Origin of the sequence: Rhizobium sp. SL42, assembly GCF_021729845.1 — a bacterium.
In the GTDB taxonomy this organism is placed as follows: domain Bacteria; phylum Pseudomonadota; class Alphaproteobacteria; order Rhizobiales; family Rhizobiaceae; genus Allorhizobium.
This window is the reverse complement of record NZ_CP063397.1, coordinates 1152847-1170372: the sequence shown is the minus strand read 5'-3', so window position 1 is coordinate 1170372 and position 17526 is coordinate 1152847. Positions and strand designations below refer to the sequence as shown.

The following is a 17526-nucleotide window of genomic DNA, read 5'->3' as shown; positions in this document are numbered from 1 at the left end:
TGGGTTCGCGCGGCTTGTCGCGCACCGATTACCAGACACGGGCCGTTCAGAGCGAGGCGCAGTGAGCGCAGCGCGGGCACGACATTTTGCCAGGTTTCGCCATGAGGCCCTGCTGCTGAAGACACTCGGCATCTCAAAGCCGCTGATCGCCCGCATGGCGCAGCGCGCCGCAGTGACGGGCACGAGCATTGAAACCGAGCTACTCGCGTCAGGGGCGATCGACGAAGAGGCCTATTACGGCGGGCTGGCGCGCATGGCCGGCCTTCCGTTTATCGCTGACATCCCGGACGAAATGATCAATGACGGCCCGGCACTGGACAGCCAGTTGAAGGAGCCGACCCTGGTGCGGCTGCATTGCAACGGCCGGGCACCGGTGATCGCCCTTGTGCCGAAAATCACCCATATCGAGGGCCTCGCAACGCGGGTGAAACGCAGCGCCGGCCTTGGCGAGGCCATGGCGATCACCACTCCGTCGGCGATCCGCCATGCGGTGTGGAAAGCCGGCGGGGAACGGCGGAGCAGGGTTGCCGTGCACGGGCTGTTCCAGAATACGCAGCCGCTTTCGGCGCGAACGGTCGTGACGGGCGACCAGGGCTTTTCCGCCGGGTTGTTCATCAGTGGGCTGCTGATGCTGCTGGCGCTGGCGCCGCAACTTCTCATGGTCATCCTGCATCTGGTCCTGTCGCTTTTCCATTTCGGTGCCTTACTGTTGCGGCTTGCGGTCCTCACACATACGCGTCGCCATGGGCCGGAGCACCAGGCCTTGCTGGAAAGCGCCGACACGGCCCTGCCGATCTATACCGTGATGGTGGCGATCTACCGCGAGGCGGCGGTGGTGCCCCAGCTGATCGCGGCGCTCGAGGAGATCGACTGGCCCCGGAGCCGGCTCGACATCAAGCTCGTCTGCGAGGCGGATGACCTGGAGACGCTGGCCGCAATTGCAAAGGTTCGTCCCGGCCCGCATTTCCAGGTGGTGGAAGTGCCCGCAATGCAGCCGCGGACCAAACCAAAGGCACTGACCTATGCGCTGGCGGGTGCACGCGGCGAGTTCGTTACCATCTATGACGCCGAGGACAGGCCGCATCCCCAGCAGTTGCGCGAGGCCTACCACCGGTTCCGCCTGAGTTCGGACAAGTTGGCCTGCCTACAGTCGCCACTGGTGATCGCCAATGGCGGGGAAAGCTGGCTGAGTGCGATCTTTGCGCTGGAATATGCGGCGCTGTTTCGGCGCCTGCTGCCGGCGCTCGGCTTCTATCGCATGCCATTGCCGCTGGGCGGCACCTCCAACCATTTTCGCACTGCGGTCCTGACCGGCTGCGGCGGATGGGATCCATTCAACGTCACCGAGGATGCCGATCTCGGCATGCGGCTCAATCGCATGGGCTATGCAGTGGCGACGCTGTCCCTGCCGACGCTTGAGGACGCGCCGACGCGATTTCCGGTCTGGCTGGGGCAAAGGACGCGCTGGTACAAGGGCTGGCTGCAGACGTGGCTGGTGCTGATGCGCAATCCGGGCAGGACGATGCGGGAGATGCGGCCTCTGCCCTTTTTCGTCTTCCAGCTGCTGATCGGCGGCATGCTGATCTCGGCGCTCAGCCATCCGGCGCTTCTCAGTTTCATTGCCCTGTCTGTCGCGTCGATGCTGCAATCCCCCGCACATGACAGCTCTGTCTTCACCAAGGTCATGCTGGCGATCGACATGGTCAACATTCTCGGCAGCTATGCCGTGTTCTATGTCTCCGGCTCGATGCCGATGAGCCCGCGCGAGAAAATCAGTCTGGGCCGCTGCTGGCTGTATATCCCGGTCTACTGGATGGCGATTTCGATTGCGGCGTGGAAGGCCGTGATCGAGCTGCGCCTCAGGCCGTTCTACTGGAGCAAGACACCGCATCTGCCGTCGCGCAGCCTAGCGCCAAACGCCAGGATCGACGGACAGGGCGCAGTATTTGCGGCGTGATCGGATCGACCATCAGACACTGGCACGGCTGGCTGACCGCTGCGGATACATTCAGGCCGGCGCACCGGCCGCAAGCCATTCATGGGCGGCGTCGATGTCCGCAGCCACGAGGGCGTGGCCGGCCGGTATGACGCGGTGGCTGACCCTGGCGCCGACCGAGCGCAGCTGGTCTGCGAGCGCCAGCGCATGTTCGGCATAGGGATCTTCCTTTCCGGACACGATCAGCACGCGACTGCCGGGCAGCCGCACGTCCGGGGTTTCCTCCAACACGCGCATGGGGCGCAGAAGTACGGCCGTGGTCGCAATCTCCGGATGGAGCATCATGGCGGCAGCCAGCATGTTGGCGCCGTTCGAATAGCCGACAAAGGCGAGCTTCTGCGTATCGAGATCATATGCCGGCACGGCATCGTCCACAAAACCGGCCAAGGCTTCGGCTTCCGAGCGGATATCCTTCTGGTCGAAACGCAGTTCGGAGAAGCGCCGGAAGAAGCGGGCGACGCCCTCCTCGGTGGAGCGACCGCGCAGGCCGATCAAAAGCGCATCCGGGCCAAGCTTGCGACCGAAGGGCAGCAGGTCCGCTTCGTTGCCGCCCGTGCCGTGCAGCAGGATCAGGCTCGATCCGTCGGCCGTCTCCGGTTCATGCAGGCGGTGAACAAAGGGTAGATCGCGATAGATGATGCGCGGTTCGCCGGGCAGGCCGAATTGCGGCAGCATCGGCGTGACGTCTTCATTGTCCAGCTTGAAATGCTCGGGGATGAACAGCCGCTGGCCAAGGGTGTCCATCGGCTCATCGACATCGAAACCCGGGCCGTCGCTGGCCAGTTCGACCAGGGTGCCAGCCGGTTCTCGCGCGTAGAGCGAATAGAAATACTTGCGGTCATGCACGTTGATGACGCCGTGACCTTCGGCGACCAGGTTACCGGCCTGCCGATCGACATGGGCCCGATCGCGTAAACGCAGCGCGATATGATCGATCATGCCCGTGCCGGGAATGGCGGGCCAGAAGCCCGTGGCATCGCGGATATCGATGACTTGGCCGGCGCCGGAGGCAAGCCGTGTCACGGCACCTTCGCTGGCGCTTTCGGCAAAATCGCCATGGCGAACCAGAAAGCCTGCGGTTTCCACCGGATGCTCGGAGAGAAGCGTCGCCCCGCGCAGGCCGACAATGGCGTCTTCGGCGGCAATGCCGGGGGTACGCCAGGGCTTGCCGAGGATCAGGCCGGCCACCCCGACCAGCTTGACGATAATGCCGTCGGGATCGGTCAGGCGCAGCACCGGTTCACCGAATTCGAGCGACGGGCCAGACGCCTTTATGCCGAACTGCAGCGCCCGTGTCAGCCAGAAGCCGATGGCCGACGGTTCGATGGCAAAGGAAATCTCGCTCGGCGCACCATGGCCGACCCGTCCCGGCGCGCCGTCCTCCCAGGCGAGGAAGGAGACCAGCGAGCCCGCACTGGCCGTCGCATCGCCATAGAACAGATGAAGCTGGGCAGCATCCTCGAACCCGCCGGTGCGCTTGACCAGCCGAAGCCCGAGAAAGCCGAGATAAAAATCGACATTCGCCTGGATCTTGCGGGTGATCGCCGTGATGTGGTGCAGGCCGCTGGTCATATGGTCCCTCTTCTCGTCTCCATGACGTGCATACAGCAAAAAGGAGACAGTGGAACGCTCTGATGCCATGGTCAAAAGGTGACACAGTGTCATCGAGAGCCATCAATGATGTCGGGCAGCGCTGGAGCGGGTGAAGCGCACAGAACAGAACTATATGCTTTTATCGCCTGTTATCTGTAGTGATACTCTACCGCTCAGAAATCCTGAAATCCTGTAATCCTAGGCTATTTCGTGATATTTCGTTGTCATCCGTTATCGCACCGTCTACACGTTGTGTGTGGAGAAAAGTGTGTAACGGATTTCAGACATGGCACGAGAGAAACTGAGCGCAGTGCATGTACGGCAATCCCCTGCCGGCAAATATGGGGATGGCGCAGGTCTATGGCTCCTCAAGACTTCGAAGGACACCGGAAGCTGGATGCTGAGGGTGGCGGTGGCGGGCAAATTGCGGCACATGGGCCTCGGCTCCATTTCCGACGTAACCTTGGCAGAGGCGCGCCTATCTGCGGCTAAGTGGCGCGCAATGGCCCGTGCCGGCAAAGACCCCATCAAAGAGCGCGAACGGGAACGCCGCGAGGCGACCAGGAGCCTTCACTTGCTGGAGGAGGTGGCGCTCGATGCTTTCGAGGCGAGGAAGCCCGGTCTTCGCAAGGAGGGCCAAGCCGGCCGCTGGTTTGGCCCTCTTGAGAACTATGTGCTGCCAAAGATCGGCAAGATGCCGGTCGCGGAAATCGATCAGATCGTGATCCGCGATGCACTGAAACCGATCTGGAAATCGCGAGCAGCAACGTCTGAGAAGGCGCTCCAGCGGCTCGCCATCGTCATGAAGCACGCCGCCGCACTGGGCTATGACGTGGATTTACAGGCTTGCGCGAAAGCGAAACTCCTGCTCGGCGCACAGGGGCATGAGGTGCAGCACATCCCTTCACTTCACTGGTCAGATGTCCCGACATTCTACGCCTCGCTAGATGATGGCTCGATCAGCCACCTCGCGCTGCGCTTCGTGATCCTCACCGGCCTTAGGTCAACGCCAGTTCGAATGGCGCGACTGAAAGACATAGATGGTGATGTGCTCACGATCCCAGCCGAGCTTATGAAGGGCCAAAAAGGCAAAACGGCTGAGTTCCGAGTACCGCTCACGGCGGGGATGCATGCGCTGATCGAACGGGCCAAGCCACTTACGCGCAACGGCCTGATCTTTTCCAATCCACGCGGCAAGGCATTGTCGGATATGGCACTCAGCCGGATCATGGTGCGCCGGGAGATGGAGGCCAGACCCCATGGCTTCCGTAGTTCGCTCAGGGTGTTTTTGGCCGAAAAGGGCTGCCCGCGAGATATTGCCGAAATGATCCTCGCCCACAACGTCATGGGCAAGGTCGAGGCGAGCTACATGAGGTCCGACCTTCTGGACATTCGGCGCGGCTGGATGGACCGGTGGGCGCGGTTTGTTACAACAGGCAAGGACGAGGTGCGTGAGGACGTGCCTGCCACTGCCGGAGTGATCCAGTTGCAGGCGGCAAGCTGATGGGGATGCGCGGCTGTCGGCCTGTACTGATAGAGGCGGCGGATGCAGTCATCGCCACACGATGGCTGCGCGGCACCGCTATTCCCGCGATGCGAAACATCTCGGGAACAATCTTGGGCGGCGATCAGATCGCTGATGATGCTCGGCGGCTTGAAGTGCTGGCCGATAATCTGATGCGCAAAGCACAACGCAAGCGCTCGTCGCATGACTTTTCGGCGCTGATCGACGTTGACGATGCCGCTGCCTTCACCCGTGCTTTCGAGCTATGTCGTCCCGCATGGCCCTTGCGCTATCAGCAGGCAATTGCCCGGCTCTCTTCCGCGATGCAGGACGGGGGCCAAAGCAAGCGGCGCGGACGCAAGACGCTGGGCGGCAGCGAAGTGACTGCGCGTGTTTCTGGAAGCGTCATCCTTGAGGAGAGGCACAGGAAGCGATTGGCGGCAAGACTTCGGAATTCTGCCGCCTGGGATCGGTGGCTTACTGAGGCTCAGGCCTCCGGGCATACGATCCTGACTACCGATCTGCCCTCACCACAAATCTGACCAAATTAACGCCACTGACCGGAGTCTCGGATATAACGCATGATTGCCTCAGATAAATGGAGGCCACATGTCCGAAACTTACGCACACACCGATCCCCTCCTGACCGACAAGGAAGGCTGCGCAATCCTCGGGATTGCCAAGCCGACTTGGCACAAATGGGTGCAGAGAGGTCTTATTCCGAAGCCTGTGAAGCTTGGCAACTTGTCCCGCTGGCCTCGGTCGGAAGTTCTTGCCGTGATCGAGAACGCCAAAGCTGCTCGCCAAGCCGTCTGATATCGCCACCATGCCGGGCAAGATAACGCCCGGCTGCAGAACAACCGGGCGGCAACTTTCGATCTCAAAATCAGCGGTGATGTGAGAATAGCAACGTTCGCTGCCTCGGTCAATAATACGAGGCAATAATGAAACATTTCGACCCGGCTATCTCAGCCGCTACTAGTTTGATCGACAGGTTTAAAGCTGTCGATTTCGTGATGCGCATCCCGCCATATTCGGGCTTTGCTGACGTTCGCAGGAAGCGTGCGATCACTTACGCTATCGAGCGCACATATCATGCAATTGACTTCACCGACGCCGAGGCCGATGGCGGCTTCGTGGTTCGGCGTGGCGGATATGACGCGCCAATCTTCACCTGCCACCTGAGCGGCGAACTGGTGGGCGCTCTCGTTTGCTCAAGCTTCGTTCCTGGCCTGCCGGTGCGCATCATGATGCTTGCCGTGAGTGAGGCGCATCGCGGGGCAGGCATCGCCCAGGCTCTTGTTCAGGCGGCTGTTACGGGCGCTCCAGTTGTCGGCGTTGCGCCGCCAGACGGATTGCGCGGGTTCTATGAGCGCTTGGGCTTCACCCACTGGTATCGCGGCGCTGGTGGGGCTGATGTCGGCTTCACGCGTTCAATCGATGAGAGAACGGGCCTCTACTATGTCGTGCCCGTAGCGACCGACGATGAGATTGCGGACGGCAACGCGCGCCTCAAGATGGAGGCCCATCATGGCTGAACAATCGAAAATTCTCCCCTGCCCGCGCCAGCTTCTTCCGCTGCCTGACTTCATGGCTGATGGCGTGCAATTGACGCGCTTGAGAAGCGGCGGCATCGACTGGCTTCATGGCTTCTCACACCCCGAGATTTCCTTTTTCGCGTCGATGGCAACGCAGTTGTGGGAAGCCGGGGTGATGAACCCAAAAGAGGAAGCAGTGTTCGGCGAGCATGTCGAGCCGCTGTTCATGCACTTGCCCCGCTACGAGCAATGGTTCTCCTCTGTTGATCCTGAACGCTTGCTTGGAGATAGCGCCATCCGGCCTGTCTTCGAAGAGATCAAGGAATGCCCGCCTTCAATTGAGGCTTGGTTCCTCACCATCGGCGCGCTGCATCGAGCGTTCGAGTGGATCGCCAATGTTGCCGGCAAGTATGGATTGGGCGATGACGCGGCCGACATGCTCGCGGCGAGGCGTCGCTATATTGCCGAAGTCGCGGCTATGAACGAACGTCGGAAGGTGAAGGCATGATAGAACTTCCCTCACCCCCTTCCTGGCTAAATGATGCGCCACTGCCGGACCCGGATGCCTACTTTGCTGATCTGGGCATGATGGGCGGGCATCCCCGTCCTGCCGGCCTTGCGATGCCTGCCGTCGAGCCGGCGCGTCACGACGTTCCGGGTGCGCGAGAGTTTAAACGGCGCAATGACACGGCGGAGGGTGACGATCTCCGTATGTCGCGGGATGCGGCGAGACGCCCCATTCTCGACCCACGCGACCCGATGCCGTCTGCGCGTGCGCTCCTGGCGGATGGTTTCATGTCAGACGGGCTGCGCACCATGCACCACTATCGCGGCACCTTCTGGCGCTGGGACAGTGCCTGCTACCGTGATGCTGACGCGGACTACATGCAGGCTCAGATTTGGGATTTCCTAGATGATGCGAAGCGATACGGGAAAGACGGCGAAATCTTCCCCTTCCAGCCAAATCGTAGCGCCGTTGAAAATGTCGCTTCTGCCTTCAAGGCAGTCTGCAACCTACCCAACAATGTTGAAGCACCGGCATGGCTTGGAGGCGACAAAGGGAGGCCCTTGCCGAGCGAATTGCTGCCTGTGCAGAACGGTCTTCTCCACCTGCCTAGCGGGCGACTTACCCCGCCGTCACCCGCATTCTTTTGCCTGAATGCATCCAGCGTGCCGTTCAATCCTGACGCGCCGTCGCCCACACAATGGCTGCGCTTCCTCGATCTCATCTGGCCGGATGACCACCAGTCTATTGATGCGCTGCAAGACATATTCGGGTACCTGCTATCACCGGATACATCACACCAGAAAATCCCGCTCATCGTCGGCCCTAAGCGATCCGGCAAGGGCACGATTGCCCGTATCCTGACAGCCCTCATGGGGCAGGACAGCGTCACGGCACCGACACTCGCCAGCCTCGCAACGAACTTCGGGCTAGCCCCTCTGATTGGGAAATCGGTTGCCATTATCGGGGATGCGCGCCTTAGCGGAAAAGCCGATCAATCCGCGATTGCCGAGCGTCTGCTTTCGATCTCTGGCGAGGATAGCATCACGGTAGACAGGAAATTTCAGGCTGCCTGGACGGGCAGGCTTGGTGTGCGGTTCGTCATCATGTCGAACGAACTGCCGCGCCTATCGGACGCTTCGGGCGCTCTCGCCTCCCGGTTTCTGGTGCTTACCATGACGAATTCCTTCTACGGGAAAGAAGATCGAGGGCTTGCCAATCGGCTCCTCTCCGAACTGCCGGGCATCCTGAATTGGGCTCGGGCCGGATACATGCGTCTTCGAAAGCGCGGTTATTTCATTCCGCCAGAGAGCGCCAAGGAAGCCGTTGAGGAGCTTGAAGCCCTGGGATCGCCCATAGCCGCGTTCGTCAAGGAGCGCTGCACGGTCTCATCCGGTCTGCGTTGCTCTGCCGAAGATTTGTTCGACGCATGGAGGTCATGGTGTGAAGCAAATGGGCGTCGTGAGGCAGGCACTGTCCAGAGCTTCGGCCGCGATCTGCGAGCGGCTGTCACAGGGCTGCGAGTTTCCCAACCACGGATCGGTGGTTTTCAGATACGGCACTACGAGGGAATTGCCCTACAGGACAACGGCTACCAAAGCACATTTTGAAACCGGCAGACTTTCGTTGCCGTCGGGCTGGCGAGCGTGCCGGCTCCTTTTTATCCAGCCTGACACGCGATGACACGCGTGTTTCCTTACATATGCGCACAAGAAAAAAATCGTAGATATGTAAAAGGGGAATACAATGCACTGATACGCGTGTCATCGCGTGTCAAAGCCGACGATGACGCGGAGCCCTGCATGATCAATCATCCTACGAATGTGCGAATTCTCTTTCTTCTCATCGCCGTATCGCTGCCGGGTGCGGCCAATGCCGAACCTGTCTGCGGTGAAATCCCTCGCTTGGAGGCGTCCCGAAACGCGCTATACCCTTGTGGCGGCGAACTATCTTACGATGACGCCATAAGGTGCACCAATGTTCTCAAGGACGAGGTTACGTCTCTGGAACGGCGCGAGGCATATAGAGAGCAACAAGTTGAATGCTTTTGCGGAAAACTTAGCGAAGTGGTTCGCTCGGCGGGCCTCAGGGCTATTGTTCATTATGATCAATTTGACGGTGCGTGCTCGATGACGCCCGTCGGTTGACAGGTCGCCGAAACGCCCAGCCGCGACGTTGCTGTTTTGCTCGGCGGTTCATCCCTCCCATCCTGCCGGCCAAGCAAGCCCTCGCCACGGCACCCCGTCTTGATCATCGCTGACGGCAACTCTTCACTCATAGGTTCATGTACGCGGGGTTTCGTCGTCATCTCCCCGCCACCTTGCCCGCTGGCGCTTGATTGCGACGGCGGGCTTTTTCTTGCCGATGCTATCATTTGCTATGGGTGTCGTTCGCGCCAACCATTTGCCGTCAATGCTTCTCTCAACACAAATCTGAGGGTTTTGCATGGACGGCCTGACGCACAAGCAACGGCGTTTTGTTGAGGAATACCTTCTCTGCGCCAGTGCGACAAAGGCGGCGGTCAACGCCGGCTATTCAGCGAAAAGCGCTCAGGTTACGTCCAGTCGTCTGATGGACGATCCGAAGATACTCGGCGCTATCGAGGAAGCCCAGGCTGACCGATCAGAGAGAACACAGGTCGATGCTGACTATCTGTTGAAGCGCCTTCACGAGGAAGTCGATGCAGATATTGCTGACCTCTATGACGAGGAAACCGGCGACCTCCTGCCGCTTCATGAGTGGCCCCCCGTATGGCGGCGCGGGCTGGTGGCCGGTGTCGAGATCGAGACCATCCTTTCGGATGGCGCTGAGATCGGTCGGGTGAAGAAGCTCAAACTCTCCGACCGTGTGCGCCGGATCGAGGCACTTGGCCGGCATGTGTCAGTTGCTGCCTTCCGCGACAACATCAAGATTGAGGGCCTGGACACTCTTGCTGATCGCCTGTTCAGGGCGAGGGTTAGGCACACTGTTGATGTCGATCCGGTCATTCACGGTGACGACACCCCTCAGTATCGGCCTGGGCTAGCCGTCAGCGCTGACGAGGCAGAGCCGGCACAAGTGCGCGAACCCGATGAGGAACGTTCTCCAGCGCCCCGCTCTGAGACGAACCCGCCATCTGATTGGCAGCCGGCTCCCGTCTACGTCAGCCCGATTGCTTGGCCCGAACCTCCGAGCATGACCGAGTGTGAGTACGAAACGATGCCTGACGGGCTGTTAAGCGCCCGCCGAAACGATTGACGAAAAGGAACCCCACCATGGCAACGATTGCCGAGAACATCGATATTATTCACGCGAAAGCGGCCGAGATGGATGAGATCGTTATCCAGTTCCGCGCTGCAAAAGCAGAGATGGACGCCGCCGAAGCCGAGATCAGGCAGCTTCGCCCGGTCTCAGAGCCGTCGCGGGCATATCAGGAGCGCTTGGCGTTCGTCGCGCTGGATGCCATGGGCCGCCCTTCGCTGGATGGCTTGCCGCTGATCGCCGATCTGGCTGTTTCGGCATGGGGTGCTCCGGTTGATGAGGTGACAGAATGACCAGTCTTCCCTCCACTCAGATCCGCGAAAAGATCGCCTCGCTTGACGCCCTCGTCTTGGGTCTTGGTGCGGAATTCGATCAATCGGCAGAGGCCGCCGTCGCCGGCAACACGGAAGCAGGTAAGCTTGCCGCCAGCATTGACGAGCGTCTTTCTCGTCTTGCAACGGATCGGAAAATTCTGGAGCGCGCCCTTGAGCGTGCTGAGGCCGCTGAGATCGCCTCGCTGGAAGAGGAAGTGACGGCAACGCGCGCCCGACATCGCGAGGAGGCTACCGAGAGGGCTCGCGGTCTGGTGGCAACAGCCGGCCGTATCGATACGCTGATAGCTGACATCAAAGCCGCGCTGCTCGAACTCAGCCAACAAGAGACAGCCATTCACAAGGCGCTGCACGCGGCTCGTGTTCCCGTCACATACGCCACAGTTGGGCAACGCGGGATCGCGTCCGTAGCGCTCGCCCGGCTGAATTCCACGGCAAACGCTTCCGATCCCTACCGCCAGACTGGCCGAAGCGTCGAAGAGACAGCTCGGAATGCTTGGCGCTCTCTGATTGAGGACTGACCCATGACCGATCTTGATCCCGCATCCATCCTTTTCCCTAACGACGTTCCGAAAGCGCCGACTGCACCGCCTGAATGGTATTCGGTACAGCGCACCGCTGCCGAGAACCGCCTCATGGGCAACCACGGGAGCCCAGCGAGACCTGACCATCCTGCCAGTGAACAAGACGACGGTCCCGCAGAGATGCTGTTCAAGGACGATGCCGAACGCAAGGACATCGACTATGAGCGCGTTGTGGGTGGCGAAATGGATGGCATGACGCTGGACGCAATCAAGGAAGGAGATCAGGAACGGGCCGCTGCGCTCAAAGCCGCGACTGCCGCGTTCACGAATGAATTTCAATCTGTCGGCGCTCCACCGGAAGAAGTGGCCGAAGCATTTGCGATCATTCGTGACCGACCGTTGACCGAACCGACGCCCGAAGAGCGGGAGCAGCATTTTCAATCGGCCGTCGCTGCCTTGCAGTTCGATGGTGTAACAGACGCGGAATTGAACGCGGCCCGCGCGATGATCCGCGACTATGAGAAAGTTGCTCCTGGGACAATCGCCTCACTGGAAGCCTACGGGGCCGGCAACGATCCGAAGCTTGTGAAGCTGGCGATTGCCCAAGCAAAACGTCGGGGGTATCTCCGCTGATGCAGCCGCTAGCTAAGTCCATTCCGTGCCCGTGTTGCTCCCAGGCTGTGTTGGCCCCGACCGTCGAGATGGTGATTGATCGTTTCGATTTGACGCCGCTGGAAGGGAAAATTCTTGCTGCGATCTGGAAAGGTCGCGGAATGCCGGTGATGACGGCTCGGGTGTTCGATTTCATGTACGCCGACGATCCAGATGGAGGGCCGGAGGAGAACCGAGCATATCTCGCTTTCAAAGTGGCGCTCTGCCACCTGCGCAAGAAGTTATCTGGCTCTGGTGTCGGTGTGGAAAACGTGGGCTATCGTCAAGGATATCGGCTAGTGCTCGGCAAGGGTCCGACAGCCTGAGAGCTTGCGAAGGTCGCCGCCTCATGATTGCCTGCACGCCCATTCCGGATTTTCGAGAGGCGGCTATGACGAGAATGATCGACGCGGAGGCCGCAGCGCTGGAGATGGTCAACAGACTGAGCGATCTACTGACTGGCCTGCCGGTCGATGCGCCATCGGCGGGACGCCAAGCTCTGACCGATGCGCGCGACGCTCTACAGAAGGCCGCTGATGCTTTCGCTGACGCAAGTGAGGCGACCTGATCGAGAGCGGCCACCGTCGCGCGAACTGTATATTGAAGTGTGTAAAGCGCCCCACACCATAACACTAACCGTCTGATTTCATTGGTTATTTTTCGGAAAGCTGGAGCGGGTGAAGGGAATCGAACCCTCGTATTCAGCTTGGGAAGCTGCTGCTCTACCATTGAGCTACACCCGCGGCAGGGGGAGGAATCCAACAGTTCACCGGCGCTGTCAAGCGCCGGCCTTGTAGAAACGGTGCCGGCCTATGGCAGGCGGAAGTGTTTCGACAGTTTGAGGCCCTGGGCCTGGTAGTTGGAACCGAGGCCTGTACCATAGAGTCCTTCGGGGCGCTCCTGCATGTGTTCATAGACGAGGCGACCGATGACCTGGCCGTGTTCGAGGATGAACGGCACTTCGTGGCTGCGGACTTCAAGCACGGCGCGGCTACCGGAGCCGCCGGCGGGAGCATGGCCGAAGCCGGGATCGAAGAAGCCGGCATAATGGACGCGGAACTCGCCGACCAATGGATCGTAGGGCGTCATCTCGGCCGCATAGAGCGGCGGCACGTGGACGGCTTCGTTGGAGACGAGGATATAGAACTCGTCCGGATCGAGGATCAGTTCGTCGGCGCCACGGCTATAAAGCGGCTCCCAGAAATCGAGGACTTCATGGGCGCCCTTCAGATCGACATCGATGACCGAGGTATGGTGCTTGCCGCGATAGCCGATCAGGCCCTGCGGGCCGGACCCCTTCAGGTCGATCGACAGCGCAATGCCGCCACCCGAGACATTCGGCATGTCGCTGGCGACGAGCGTATCGGCCTTGTGCAAATCGAGCAGTTCGCTTTCGCCGAGCAAGGCATGGCCGACACGGAAACGGATCTGCGACAGGCGCGAACCGCGACGGACGATGATCGGGAAGGTGCGCGGCGAGATTTCGAGATAGAGCGGGCCTTTGTAGCCGGCCGGCACCTTGTCGAATTCCTGAGCGTAGTCGACCATGACCCGGGTGAAGATATCGAGACGGCCAGTCGAACTCTTCGGATTGGCCGAGGCCGAGATTTCGGCCGGCAGGTCGAGGCTTTCCATCAGCGGCACGATGTAGACACAGCCGGTTTCAAGCACGGCGCCATTTTCCAGATCGATCTCATGCAGGGTCAGGCGTTCGAGCTTTTCGGCGACGGTATGCCCCCGGCCCGGCATGAAGCTGGCGCGCACGCGGATCGCCTTGCCCCCGAGGCGCAGGTCCAGACTTGCCGGCTGGATCTGATCGTGATCAAGCATGACCTCGCTTTTCAGGCGCTCGGTGCCAAACAGCGTGCCGATGGCGCGATCCGACAATATCCCGGGTTTACTGCTCATTTTCTCTATCCTGTTTGGGGCCGACAAAACCAAACCCGAGGAATTGACGCAAGTCCAGCTTCGGCGTATGGCAAGCTTATCCCGTGGTGATTTGGCCGGTCGGCTTGCAGCCACGTTAAACAAATGGCTAAATAGACCGGGTTACTTGTAAACCGGTCCGTCTTCGCGACCGGTTTTTTTGTGTTTGAAAAGGCACTGACATGAGCAAGAACTGGCGTCCGGCAACCCAACTCGTCCATGGCGGCACACTGCGCTCGCAGTATGGCGAGACTTCCGAGGCGATCTATCTCACCCAGGGTTTCGTCTATGACAGTTCGGAAGCGGCCGAAGCCCGCTTCAAGGGCGAGACGGACGGTTTCATCTATGCCCGCTACGGCAGCCCGACCAATGACATGTTCGAAAAGCGCATGTGCATGCTGGAAGGCGCCGAAGACGCGCGCGCCACGGCATCGGGCATGGCGGCCGTTTCCGCGGCCATTCTCTGCCAGGTCAAGGCCGGCGACCATATCGTTGCCGCACGCGCCCTGTTCGGCTCCTGCCGCTACATCATCGAAACGCTGGCGCCGCGCTACGGCGTGGACTTCACGCTGGTCGATGGCCGCGACCTTGCCAACTGGGAGGCTGCCATCCGCCCCAATACCAAGGTGATGTTCCTCGAAAGCCCGACCAATCCGACGCTTGAACTGGTTGACATTGCCGGCGTTGCCAAGCTGGCCAATCAGATTGGCGCCAAGCTGATCGTCGACAATGTGTTTGCCACGCCGCTGTTCCAGAAGCCGCTCGAACTCGGGGCGCATATCGTCGTCTATTCGGCGACCAAACACATCGACGGCCAGGGACGCTGCCTCGGCGGCGTGGTTCTGTCCGACAAAGAATGGATCGCCGAGAACCTGCAGGACTATTTCCGCCATACCGGGCCGGCAATGTCGCCGTTCAACGCCTGGACGCTTCTGAAGGGCATCGAGACGCTACCGCTGCGCGTTCGGCAGCAGACGGCCAATGCCGCAGCCATTGCCGATTTTCTCGCCGAACAGGGTGCTGTTGCCAAGGTGATCTACCCGGGCCGGGCCGACCATCCGCAGGCCGGCCTCGTCGCCAAGCAGATGAGCGGCGGCTCGACGCTGGTCTGCTTCGAGATGAAGGGCGGCAAGGATGCGGCCTTCAAGCTGCAGAACGCACTCGATATCGTGAAGATCTCCAACAATCTCGGCGATGCGAAAAGCCTGATCACCCATCCGGCAACCACGACGCACAAGAACCTCAGCGACGAGGCACGTGCCGAACTCGGCATGTCGGGCGGAACGGTGCGGCTCTCCTGCGGCATCGAGGACACCACCGACCTGCTCGAGGATTTTGCCCGGGCGCTGAAGGCGGTCTGAGACCGAGGCGATTGCCCTCAAGCCAAAAAAAGTCCGGGCGTACCTGTGCGTGCGACCGGACACTTGCCCTTGACGGGGCGAAATGCGCTAATATTCCATGGGCTGACGTTTTCGAACCGCACAGCAGAAACTTGCTCTCCACGCCGGGCAGACTAATTTAATGTTGGAAATGAAGCATACAGAAGGTTCAGGCATGTATCGCGCCCTGACACGGGACATCGAAGTCAGCGTCGAGCCTTATTATCTGGAGGAGCAGTCCGATCCGGATGACAGCCGTTATGTTTGGGGCTACCGCATCGTCATTGCCAATCACTCCGGAAAGTCCGTGCGACTGACCCATCGCTACTGGCATATCACCGACCAGAACGGCCAGGTGGACGAAGTCAGCGGCCCCGGAGTCGTGGGCGAACAGCCGCGCCTCAGCCCCGGCGACACCTATGAATATTCCTCCGGCTGCCCGCTCGACACACCTTCGGGCATGATGCATGGCACCTACCGGATGGAAACCGATGACGGCGAAGCCTTCGACGTCGATATTCCCGCCTTTTCGCTCGATAGCCCCGGCATGGTTCGGACGCTGAACTGAGCAATCGACCGACGCGGCGACGAGGGCCATGGCGGCCTTGCCCTGACTACACTTCCTTCAAACGTTCCCCGCCGTCGAGGCTGCCGATCAGTGTCGCACTTGCCTGATTGAGGCCGAAGACCTCCACGCCAATGCCATGCGACTTGAAGCGCTGGACGACACGATCAAGGGCGGCAACCGCCGTGATATCCCAGAAATGGGCTTCCGACAGGTCGATGACGGCGGTCATGCCGATAGCATCCTCGATATCGAAGGCGTCGATGAAGACATCAGCCGAGGCAAAGAAGATCTGGCCATAAATGCGATAGGTCACACAGTTGGCCGCCGCATCGGAGAGCGTTTCGACCCGCAGCAGACGGGCCACCTTGAAGGTGAAGAAGACACCGCTCAGCAGCACGCCGACGAAAACGCCAAGCGCCAGGTTCGCGGTGAACACCGTGACGATGACGGTCGCGACCATGACGGCACTCGACATTTTCGGATGGATGACGACAGCACGCAGTGACGACCAGTCGAAGGTGTCGATCGAGACCATGACCATGATAGCCACGAGCGCGGCGACCGGGACTTGAGAGACCCACGGTTTCAGCAGCACCATCAGAACCAGCAGGAAAGCGCCGGCGAACAAGGTCGACAGGCGGCCGCGACCGCCGTATTTCACATTGCTGACCGTCTGGCCGATCATGCCGCAGCCGGCGATGCCGCCAAACAGGCTGGCGGCGGTATTGGCGATGCCAAGACCGGTGCATTCACGATTCTTCGAGCTCGGCGTGTCGGTCAGGTCGTCAACGACACTGGCCGTCATCATCGATTCCAGCAGGCCAACCATGGCGATCGCAAGCGCCGGACCGGCGATGATCGACAGCGTTTCAATTGTCAACGGCACCGAGGGCCAGCCGAAGACCGGGAGTGAGGCCGGCAGCTTGCCAAGATCGGCGACGGTCATCACCGGCAGGTCGAACGCCACAGCGGCTGCGGTCAGCAGCAGGATGCAGATCAATGGCGAGGGAATGGCCGTCGTGAAGCGCGGCACGAGATAGATGATGACGAGGCCGGCTGCCAGCATGGCATAGGCAAGCCAGTCACCGTGGATGATATGCGGCAGTTGCGCGGCAAAAATCAGGATGGCGAGGGCGTTGACGAAGCCGGTGCGCACAGATTTCGACACGAAGCGCATCAGGACACCAAGTCGCAGCAAGCCGAAGAGGATCTGAAAAAGACCCGCGAGAAGGCCGGCGGCCAGCAGATATTGCAGCCCATGGGCATGTACCAGCGGCGCGACGACTAGCGCGACCGAGCCGGCAGCTGCCGAAATCATCGCCGGGCGTCCGCCGGTGAAGGCGATGACGATGCCGATGACGAAGGATGCGAACAGACCGACCTGCGGATCGACGCCGGCGACGAAGGAAAAGGCAATGACCTCGGGGATCAGGGCGAAGGTGGCGACTGCTCCGGCAAGCATCTCGCGCATAGGATTGGCGGACCACTCGCGGCGGTAGGAAGACAGGTTTGACATGGGAATCCACAGGGTAAGGCAACTGGCCGAGAGATATCGGACCAAGGGGAGGGTTGCGTTGCTGTGTTGTCTGGCGGATTGGCGGCCAGAAGAGCCACCCGGGTTTTCACCGGGTCCTTGCGAATACACGGGTATTAGCGCGGGAATGCCGGGATGACAAGATTGGCGGCGACAACGCCCGCGTCGCCTCATTCGGGTTCAGTCATAGCCTCGTCGGCATGACAAAAGCGGATACCCGTATCGCTGCCTACGGG

The 17526-nt window shown here is 60.5% G+C and carries 19 protein-coding genes, 1 tRNA gene, 1 riboswitch and 1 other annotated feature; of the genes, 16 read left to right on the top strand and 4 right to left on the bottom strand.

Features of this window, described 5'->3' with window-relative positions:
* Window positions 1-61 precede the first annotated feature (61 nt).
* Window positions 62-1957 carry a glycosyltransferase gene (locus IM739_RS05475; protein ID WP_237370194.1) on the top strand — a complete coding sequence of 632 codons (1896 nt, stop codon included), beginning with the start codon at window positions 62-64 and terminating at the stop codon, window positions 1955-1957.
* A 51-nt stretch (window positions 1958-2008) separates the two neighbouring features.
* Here the strand turns inward: IM739_RS05475 and IM739_RS05470 are convergent, their stop codons facing one another.
* Window positions 2009-3568 carry a VOC family protein gene (locus IM739_RS05470; protein WP_237370193.1) on the bottom strand — a complete coding sequence of 520 codons (1560 nt, stop codon included), beginning with the start codon at window positions 3566-3568 and terminating at the stop codon, window positions 2009-2011.
* Window positions 3569-3875: 307 nt separating this feature from the next.
* Between IM739_RS05470 and IM739_RS05465 the strand changes: the two genes are divergently transcribed.
* The 13 genes from IM739_RS05465 to IM739_RS05405 all read left to right on the top strand — a co-directional run bounded on the left by IM739_RS05465 (window position 3876) and on the right by IM739_RS05405 (window position 12451).
* Window positions 3876-5093 (top strand): tyrosine-type recombinase/integrase, encoded by a 1218-nt coding sequence (locus IM739_RS05465; RefSeq protein ID WP_237370192.1) that lies wholly within the window; start codon window positions 3876-3878, stop codon window positions 5091-5093.
* On the top strand, window positions 5093-5635 hold the full coding sequence (locus IM739_RS05460; protein ID WP_237370191.1) for a hypothetical protein: 543 nt from the start codon (window positions 5093-5095) through the stop codon (window positions 5633-5635). Before IM739_RS05465 ends, IM739_RS05460 begins: the two co-directional genes overlap by 1 nt.
* Window positions 5636-5702: 67 nt before the next feature.
* On the top strand, window positions 5703-5909 hold the full coding sequence (locus IM739_RS05455; protein WP_237370190.1) for a helix-turn-helix transcriptional regulator: 207 nt from the start codon (window positions 5703-5705) through the stop codon (window positions 5907-5909).
* A gap of 128 nt (window positions 5910-6037) precedes the next feature.
* Window positions 6038-6631, top strand: a complete 594-nt coding sequence (locus tag IM739_RS05450) for a GNAT family N-acetyltransferase (RefSeq protein ID WP_237370189.1) — start codon at window positions 6038-6040, stop codon at window positions 6629-6631.
* A complete protein-coding gene (locus IM739_RS05445) occupies window positions 6624-7139 on the top strand; it encodes a hypothetical protein (RefSeq protein WP_237370188.1) in 516 nt (171 codons plus the stop codon). Before IM739_RS05450 ends, IM739_RS05445 begins: the two co-directional genes overlap by 8 nt.
* Window positions 7136-8746 carry a DNA primase family protein gene (locus IM739_RS05440; protein ID WP_237370187.1) on the top strand — a complete coding sequence of 537 codons (1611 nt, stop codon included), beginning with the start codon at window positions 7136-7138 and terminating at the stop codon, window positions 8744-8746. The genes IM739_RS05445 and IM739_RS05440 overlap by 4 nt, the downstream gene beginning before the upstream one ends.
* 192 nt (window positions 8747-8938) lie before the next feature.
* The gene (locus tag IM739_RS05435; RefSeq protein ID WP_237370186.1) at window positions 8939-9283 is read left to right on the top strand and encodes a hypothetical protein; all 345 of its coding nucleotides are present in this window, start codon (window positions 8939-8941) and stop codon (window positions 9281-9283) included.
* A gap of 298 nt (window positions 9284-9581) precedes the next feature.
* On the top strand, window positions 9582-10373 hold the full coding sequence (locus IM739_RS05430; protein WP_237370185.1) for a terminase small subunit: 792 nt from the start codon (window positions 9582-9584) through the stop codon (window positions 10371-10373).
* A gap of 17 nt (window positions 10374-10390) precedes the next feature.
* Window positions 10391-10669, top strand: coding sequence for a hypothetical protein (locus IM739_RS05425; protein WP_237370184.1), 279 nt, complete (start codon window positions 10391-10393; stop codon window positions 10667-10669).
* Window positions 10666-11229, top strand: coding sequence for a hypothetical protein (locus IM739_RS05420; RefSeq protein WP_237370183.1), 564 nt, complete (start codon window positions 10666-10668; stop codon window positions 11227-11229). The genes IM739_RS05425 and IM739_RS05420 overlap by 4 nt, the downstream gene beginning before the upstream one ends.
* A gap of 3 nt (window positions 11230-11232) precedes the next feature.
* On the top strand, window positions 11233-11865 hold the full coding sequence (locus IM739_RS05415) for a hypothetical protein (protein WP_237370182.1): 633 nt from the start codon (window positions 11233-11235) through the stop codon (window positions 11863-11865).
* Between the two features lie 68 nt (window positions 11866-11933).
* Window positions 11934-12209 (top strand): hypothetical protein, encoded by a 276-nt coding sequence (locus IM739_RS05410; RefSeq protein ID WP_237370181.1) that lies wholly within the window; start codon window positions 11934-11936, stop codon window positions 12207-12209.
* Window positions 12210-12274: 65 nt separating this feature from the next.
* A complete protein-coding gene (locus tag IM739_RS05405) occupies window positions 12275-12451 on the top strand; it encodes a hypothetical protein (RefSeq protein WP_237370180.1) in 177 nt (58 codons plus the stop codon).
* Between the two features lie 101 nt (window positions 12452-12552).
* Here IM739_RS05405 and IM739_RS05400 read toward each other — a convergent pair.
* Together IM739_RS05400 and IM739_RS05395 are read right to left on the bottom strand one after the other, a co-directional pair.
* A tRNA-Gly gene (locus IM739_RS05400) sits at window positions 12553-12626 on the bottom strand.
* Window positions 12627-12693: 67 nt separating this feature from the next.
* Complete coding sequence (locus IM739_RS05395; protein WP_237370179.1) at window positions 12694-13791, bottom strand: 2'-deoxycytidine 5'-triphosphate deaminase; 1098 nt, start codon at window positions 13789-13791, stop codon at window positions 12694-12696.
* Between the two features lie 73 nt (window positions 13792-13864).
* A riboswitch (SAM riboswitch) is annotated at window positions 13865-13943 on the top strand.
* Between the two features lie 48 nt (window positions 13944-13991).
* On the opposite strand from IM739_RS05395, the gene IM739_RS05390 reads away from it, so the two are divergent.
* Window positions 13992-15170: an O-succinylhomoserine sulfhydrylase gene (locus tag IM739_RS05390; RefSeq protein WP_237370178.1), complete on the top strand. Its 1179-nt coding sequence runs from the start codon at window positions 13992-13994 to the stop codon at window positions 15168-15170.
* A 193-nt stretch (window positions 15171-15363) separates the two neighbouring features.
* Window positions 15364-15756, top strand: a complete 393-nt coding sequence (gene apaG / locus IM739_RS05385; RefSeq protein ID WP_237370177.1) for a Co2+/Mg2+ efflux protein ApaG — start codon at window positions 15364-15366, stop codon at window positions 15754-15756.
* A gap of 46 nt (window positions 15757-15802) precedes the next feature.
* Here apaG and IM739_RS05380 read toward each other — a convergent pair whose 3' ends face one another.
* Complete coding sequence (locus IM739_RS05380) at window positions 15803-17272, bottom strand: SulP family inorganic anion transporter (RefSeq protein WP_237370176.1); 1470 nt, start codon at window positions 17270-17272, stop codon at window positions 15803-15805.
* Window positions 17273-17336: 64 nt separating this feature from the next.
* Window positions 17337-17392, bottom strand: a sequence feature (sul1 is cis-regulatory element that is thought to sense ions involved in sulfur or methionine metabolism; They are found in Alphaproteobacteria).
* Window positions 17393-17526: the final 134 nt, after the last annotated feature.

Coding starts and splice junctions, on each gene's coding strand:
- IM739_RS05450 (WP_237370189.1), top strand. CDS start 6,038: ATGAAACATTTCGACCCGGCTATCTCAGCCGCTACTAGTTTGATCGAC.
- IM739_RS05465 (WP_237370192.1), top strand. CDS start 3,876: ATGGCACGAGAGAAACTGAGCGCAGTGCATGTACGGCAATCCCCTGCC.
- IM739_RS05415 (WP_237370182.1), top strand. CDS start 11,233: ATGACCGATCTTGATCCCGCATCCATCCTTTTCCCTAACGACGTTCCG.
- IM739_RS05430 (WP_237370185.1), top strand. CDS start 9,582: ATGGACGGCCTGACGCACAAGCAACGGCGTTTTGTTGAGGAATACCTT.
- IM739_RS05435 (WP_237370186.1), top strand. CDS start 8,939: ATGATCAATCATCCTACGAATGTGCGAATTCTCTTTCTTCTCATCGCC.
- IM739_RS05460 (WP_237370191.1), top strand. CDS start 5,093: ATGGGGATGCGCGGCTGTCGGCCTGTACTGATAGAGGCGGCGGATGCA.
- IM739_RS05390 (WP_237370178.1), top strand. CDS start 13,992: ATGAGCAAGAACTGGCGTCCGGCAACCCAACTCGTCCATGGCGGCACA.
- apaG (WP_237370177.1), top strand. CDS start 15,364: ATGTATCGCGCCCTGACACGGGACATCGAAGTCAGCGTCGAGCCTTAT.
- IM739_RS05455 (WP_237370190.1), top strand. CDS start 5,703: ATGTCCGAAACTTACGCACACACCGATCCCCTCCTGACCGACAAGGAA.
- IM739_RS05380 (WP_237370176.1), bottom strand. CDS start 17,272: ATGTCAAACCTGTCTTCCTACCGCCGCGAGTGGTCCGCCAATCCTATG.
- IM739_RS05470 (WP_237370193.1), bottom strand. CDS start 3,568: ATGACCAGCGGCCTGCACCACATCACGGCGATCACCCGCAAGATCCAG.
- IM739_RS05410 (WP_237370181.1), top strand. CDS start 11,934: ATGGTGATTGATCGTTTCGATTTGACGCCGCTGGAAGGGAAAATTCTT.
- IM739_RS05425 (WP_237370184.1), top strand. CDS start 10,391: ATGGCAACGATTGCCGAGAACATCGATATTATTCACGCGAAAGCGGCC.
- IM739_RS05395 (WP_237370179.1), bottom strand. CDS start 13,791: ATGAGCAGTAAACCCGGGATATTGTCGGATCGCGCCATCGGCACGCTG.
- IM739_RS05440 (WP_237370187.1), top strand. CDS start 7,136: ATGATAGAACTTCCCTCACCCCCTTCCTGGCTAAATGATGCGCCACTG.
- IM739_RS05405 (WP_237370180.1), top strand. CDS start 12,275: ATGACGAGAATGATCGACGCGGAGGCCGCAGCGCTGGAGATGGTCAAC.
- IM739_RS05420 (WP_237370183.1), top strand. CDS start 10,666: ATGACCAGTCTTCCCTCCACTCAGATCCGCGAAAAGATCGCCTCGCTT.
- IM739_RS05445 (WP_237370188.1), top strand. CDS start 6,624: ATGGCTGAACAATCGAAAATTCTCCCCTGCCCGCGCCAGCTTCTTCCG.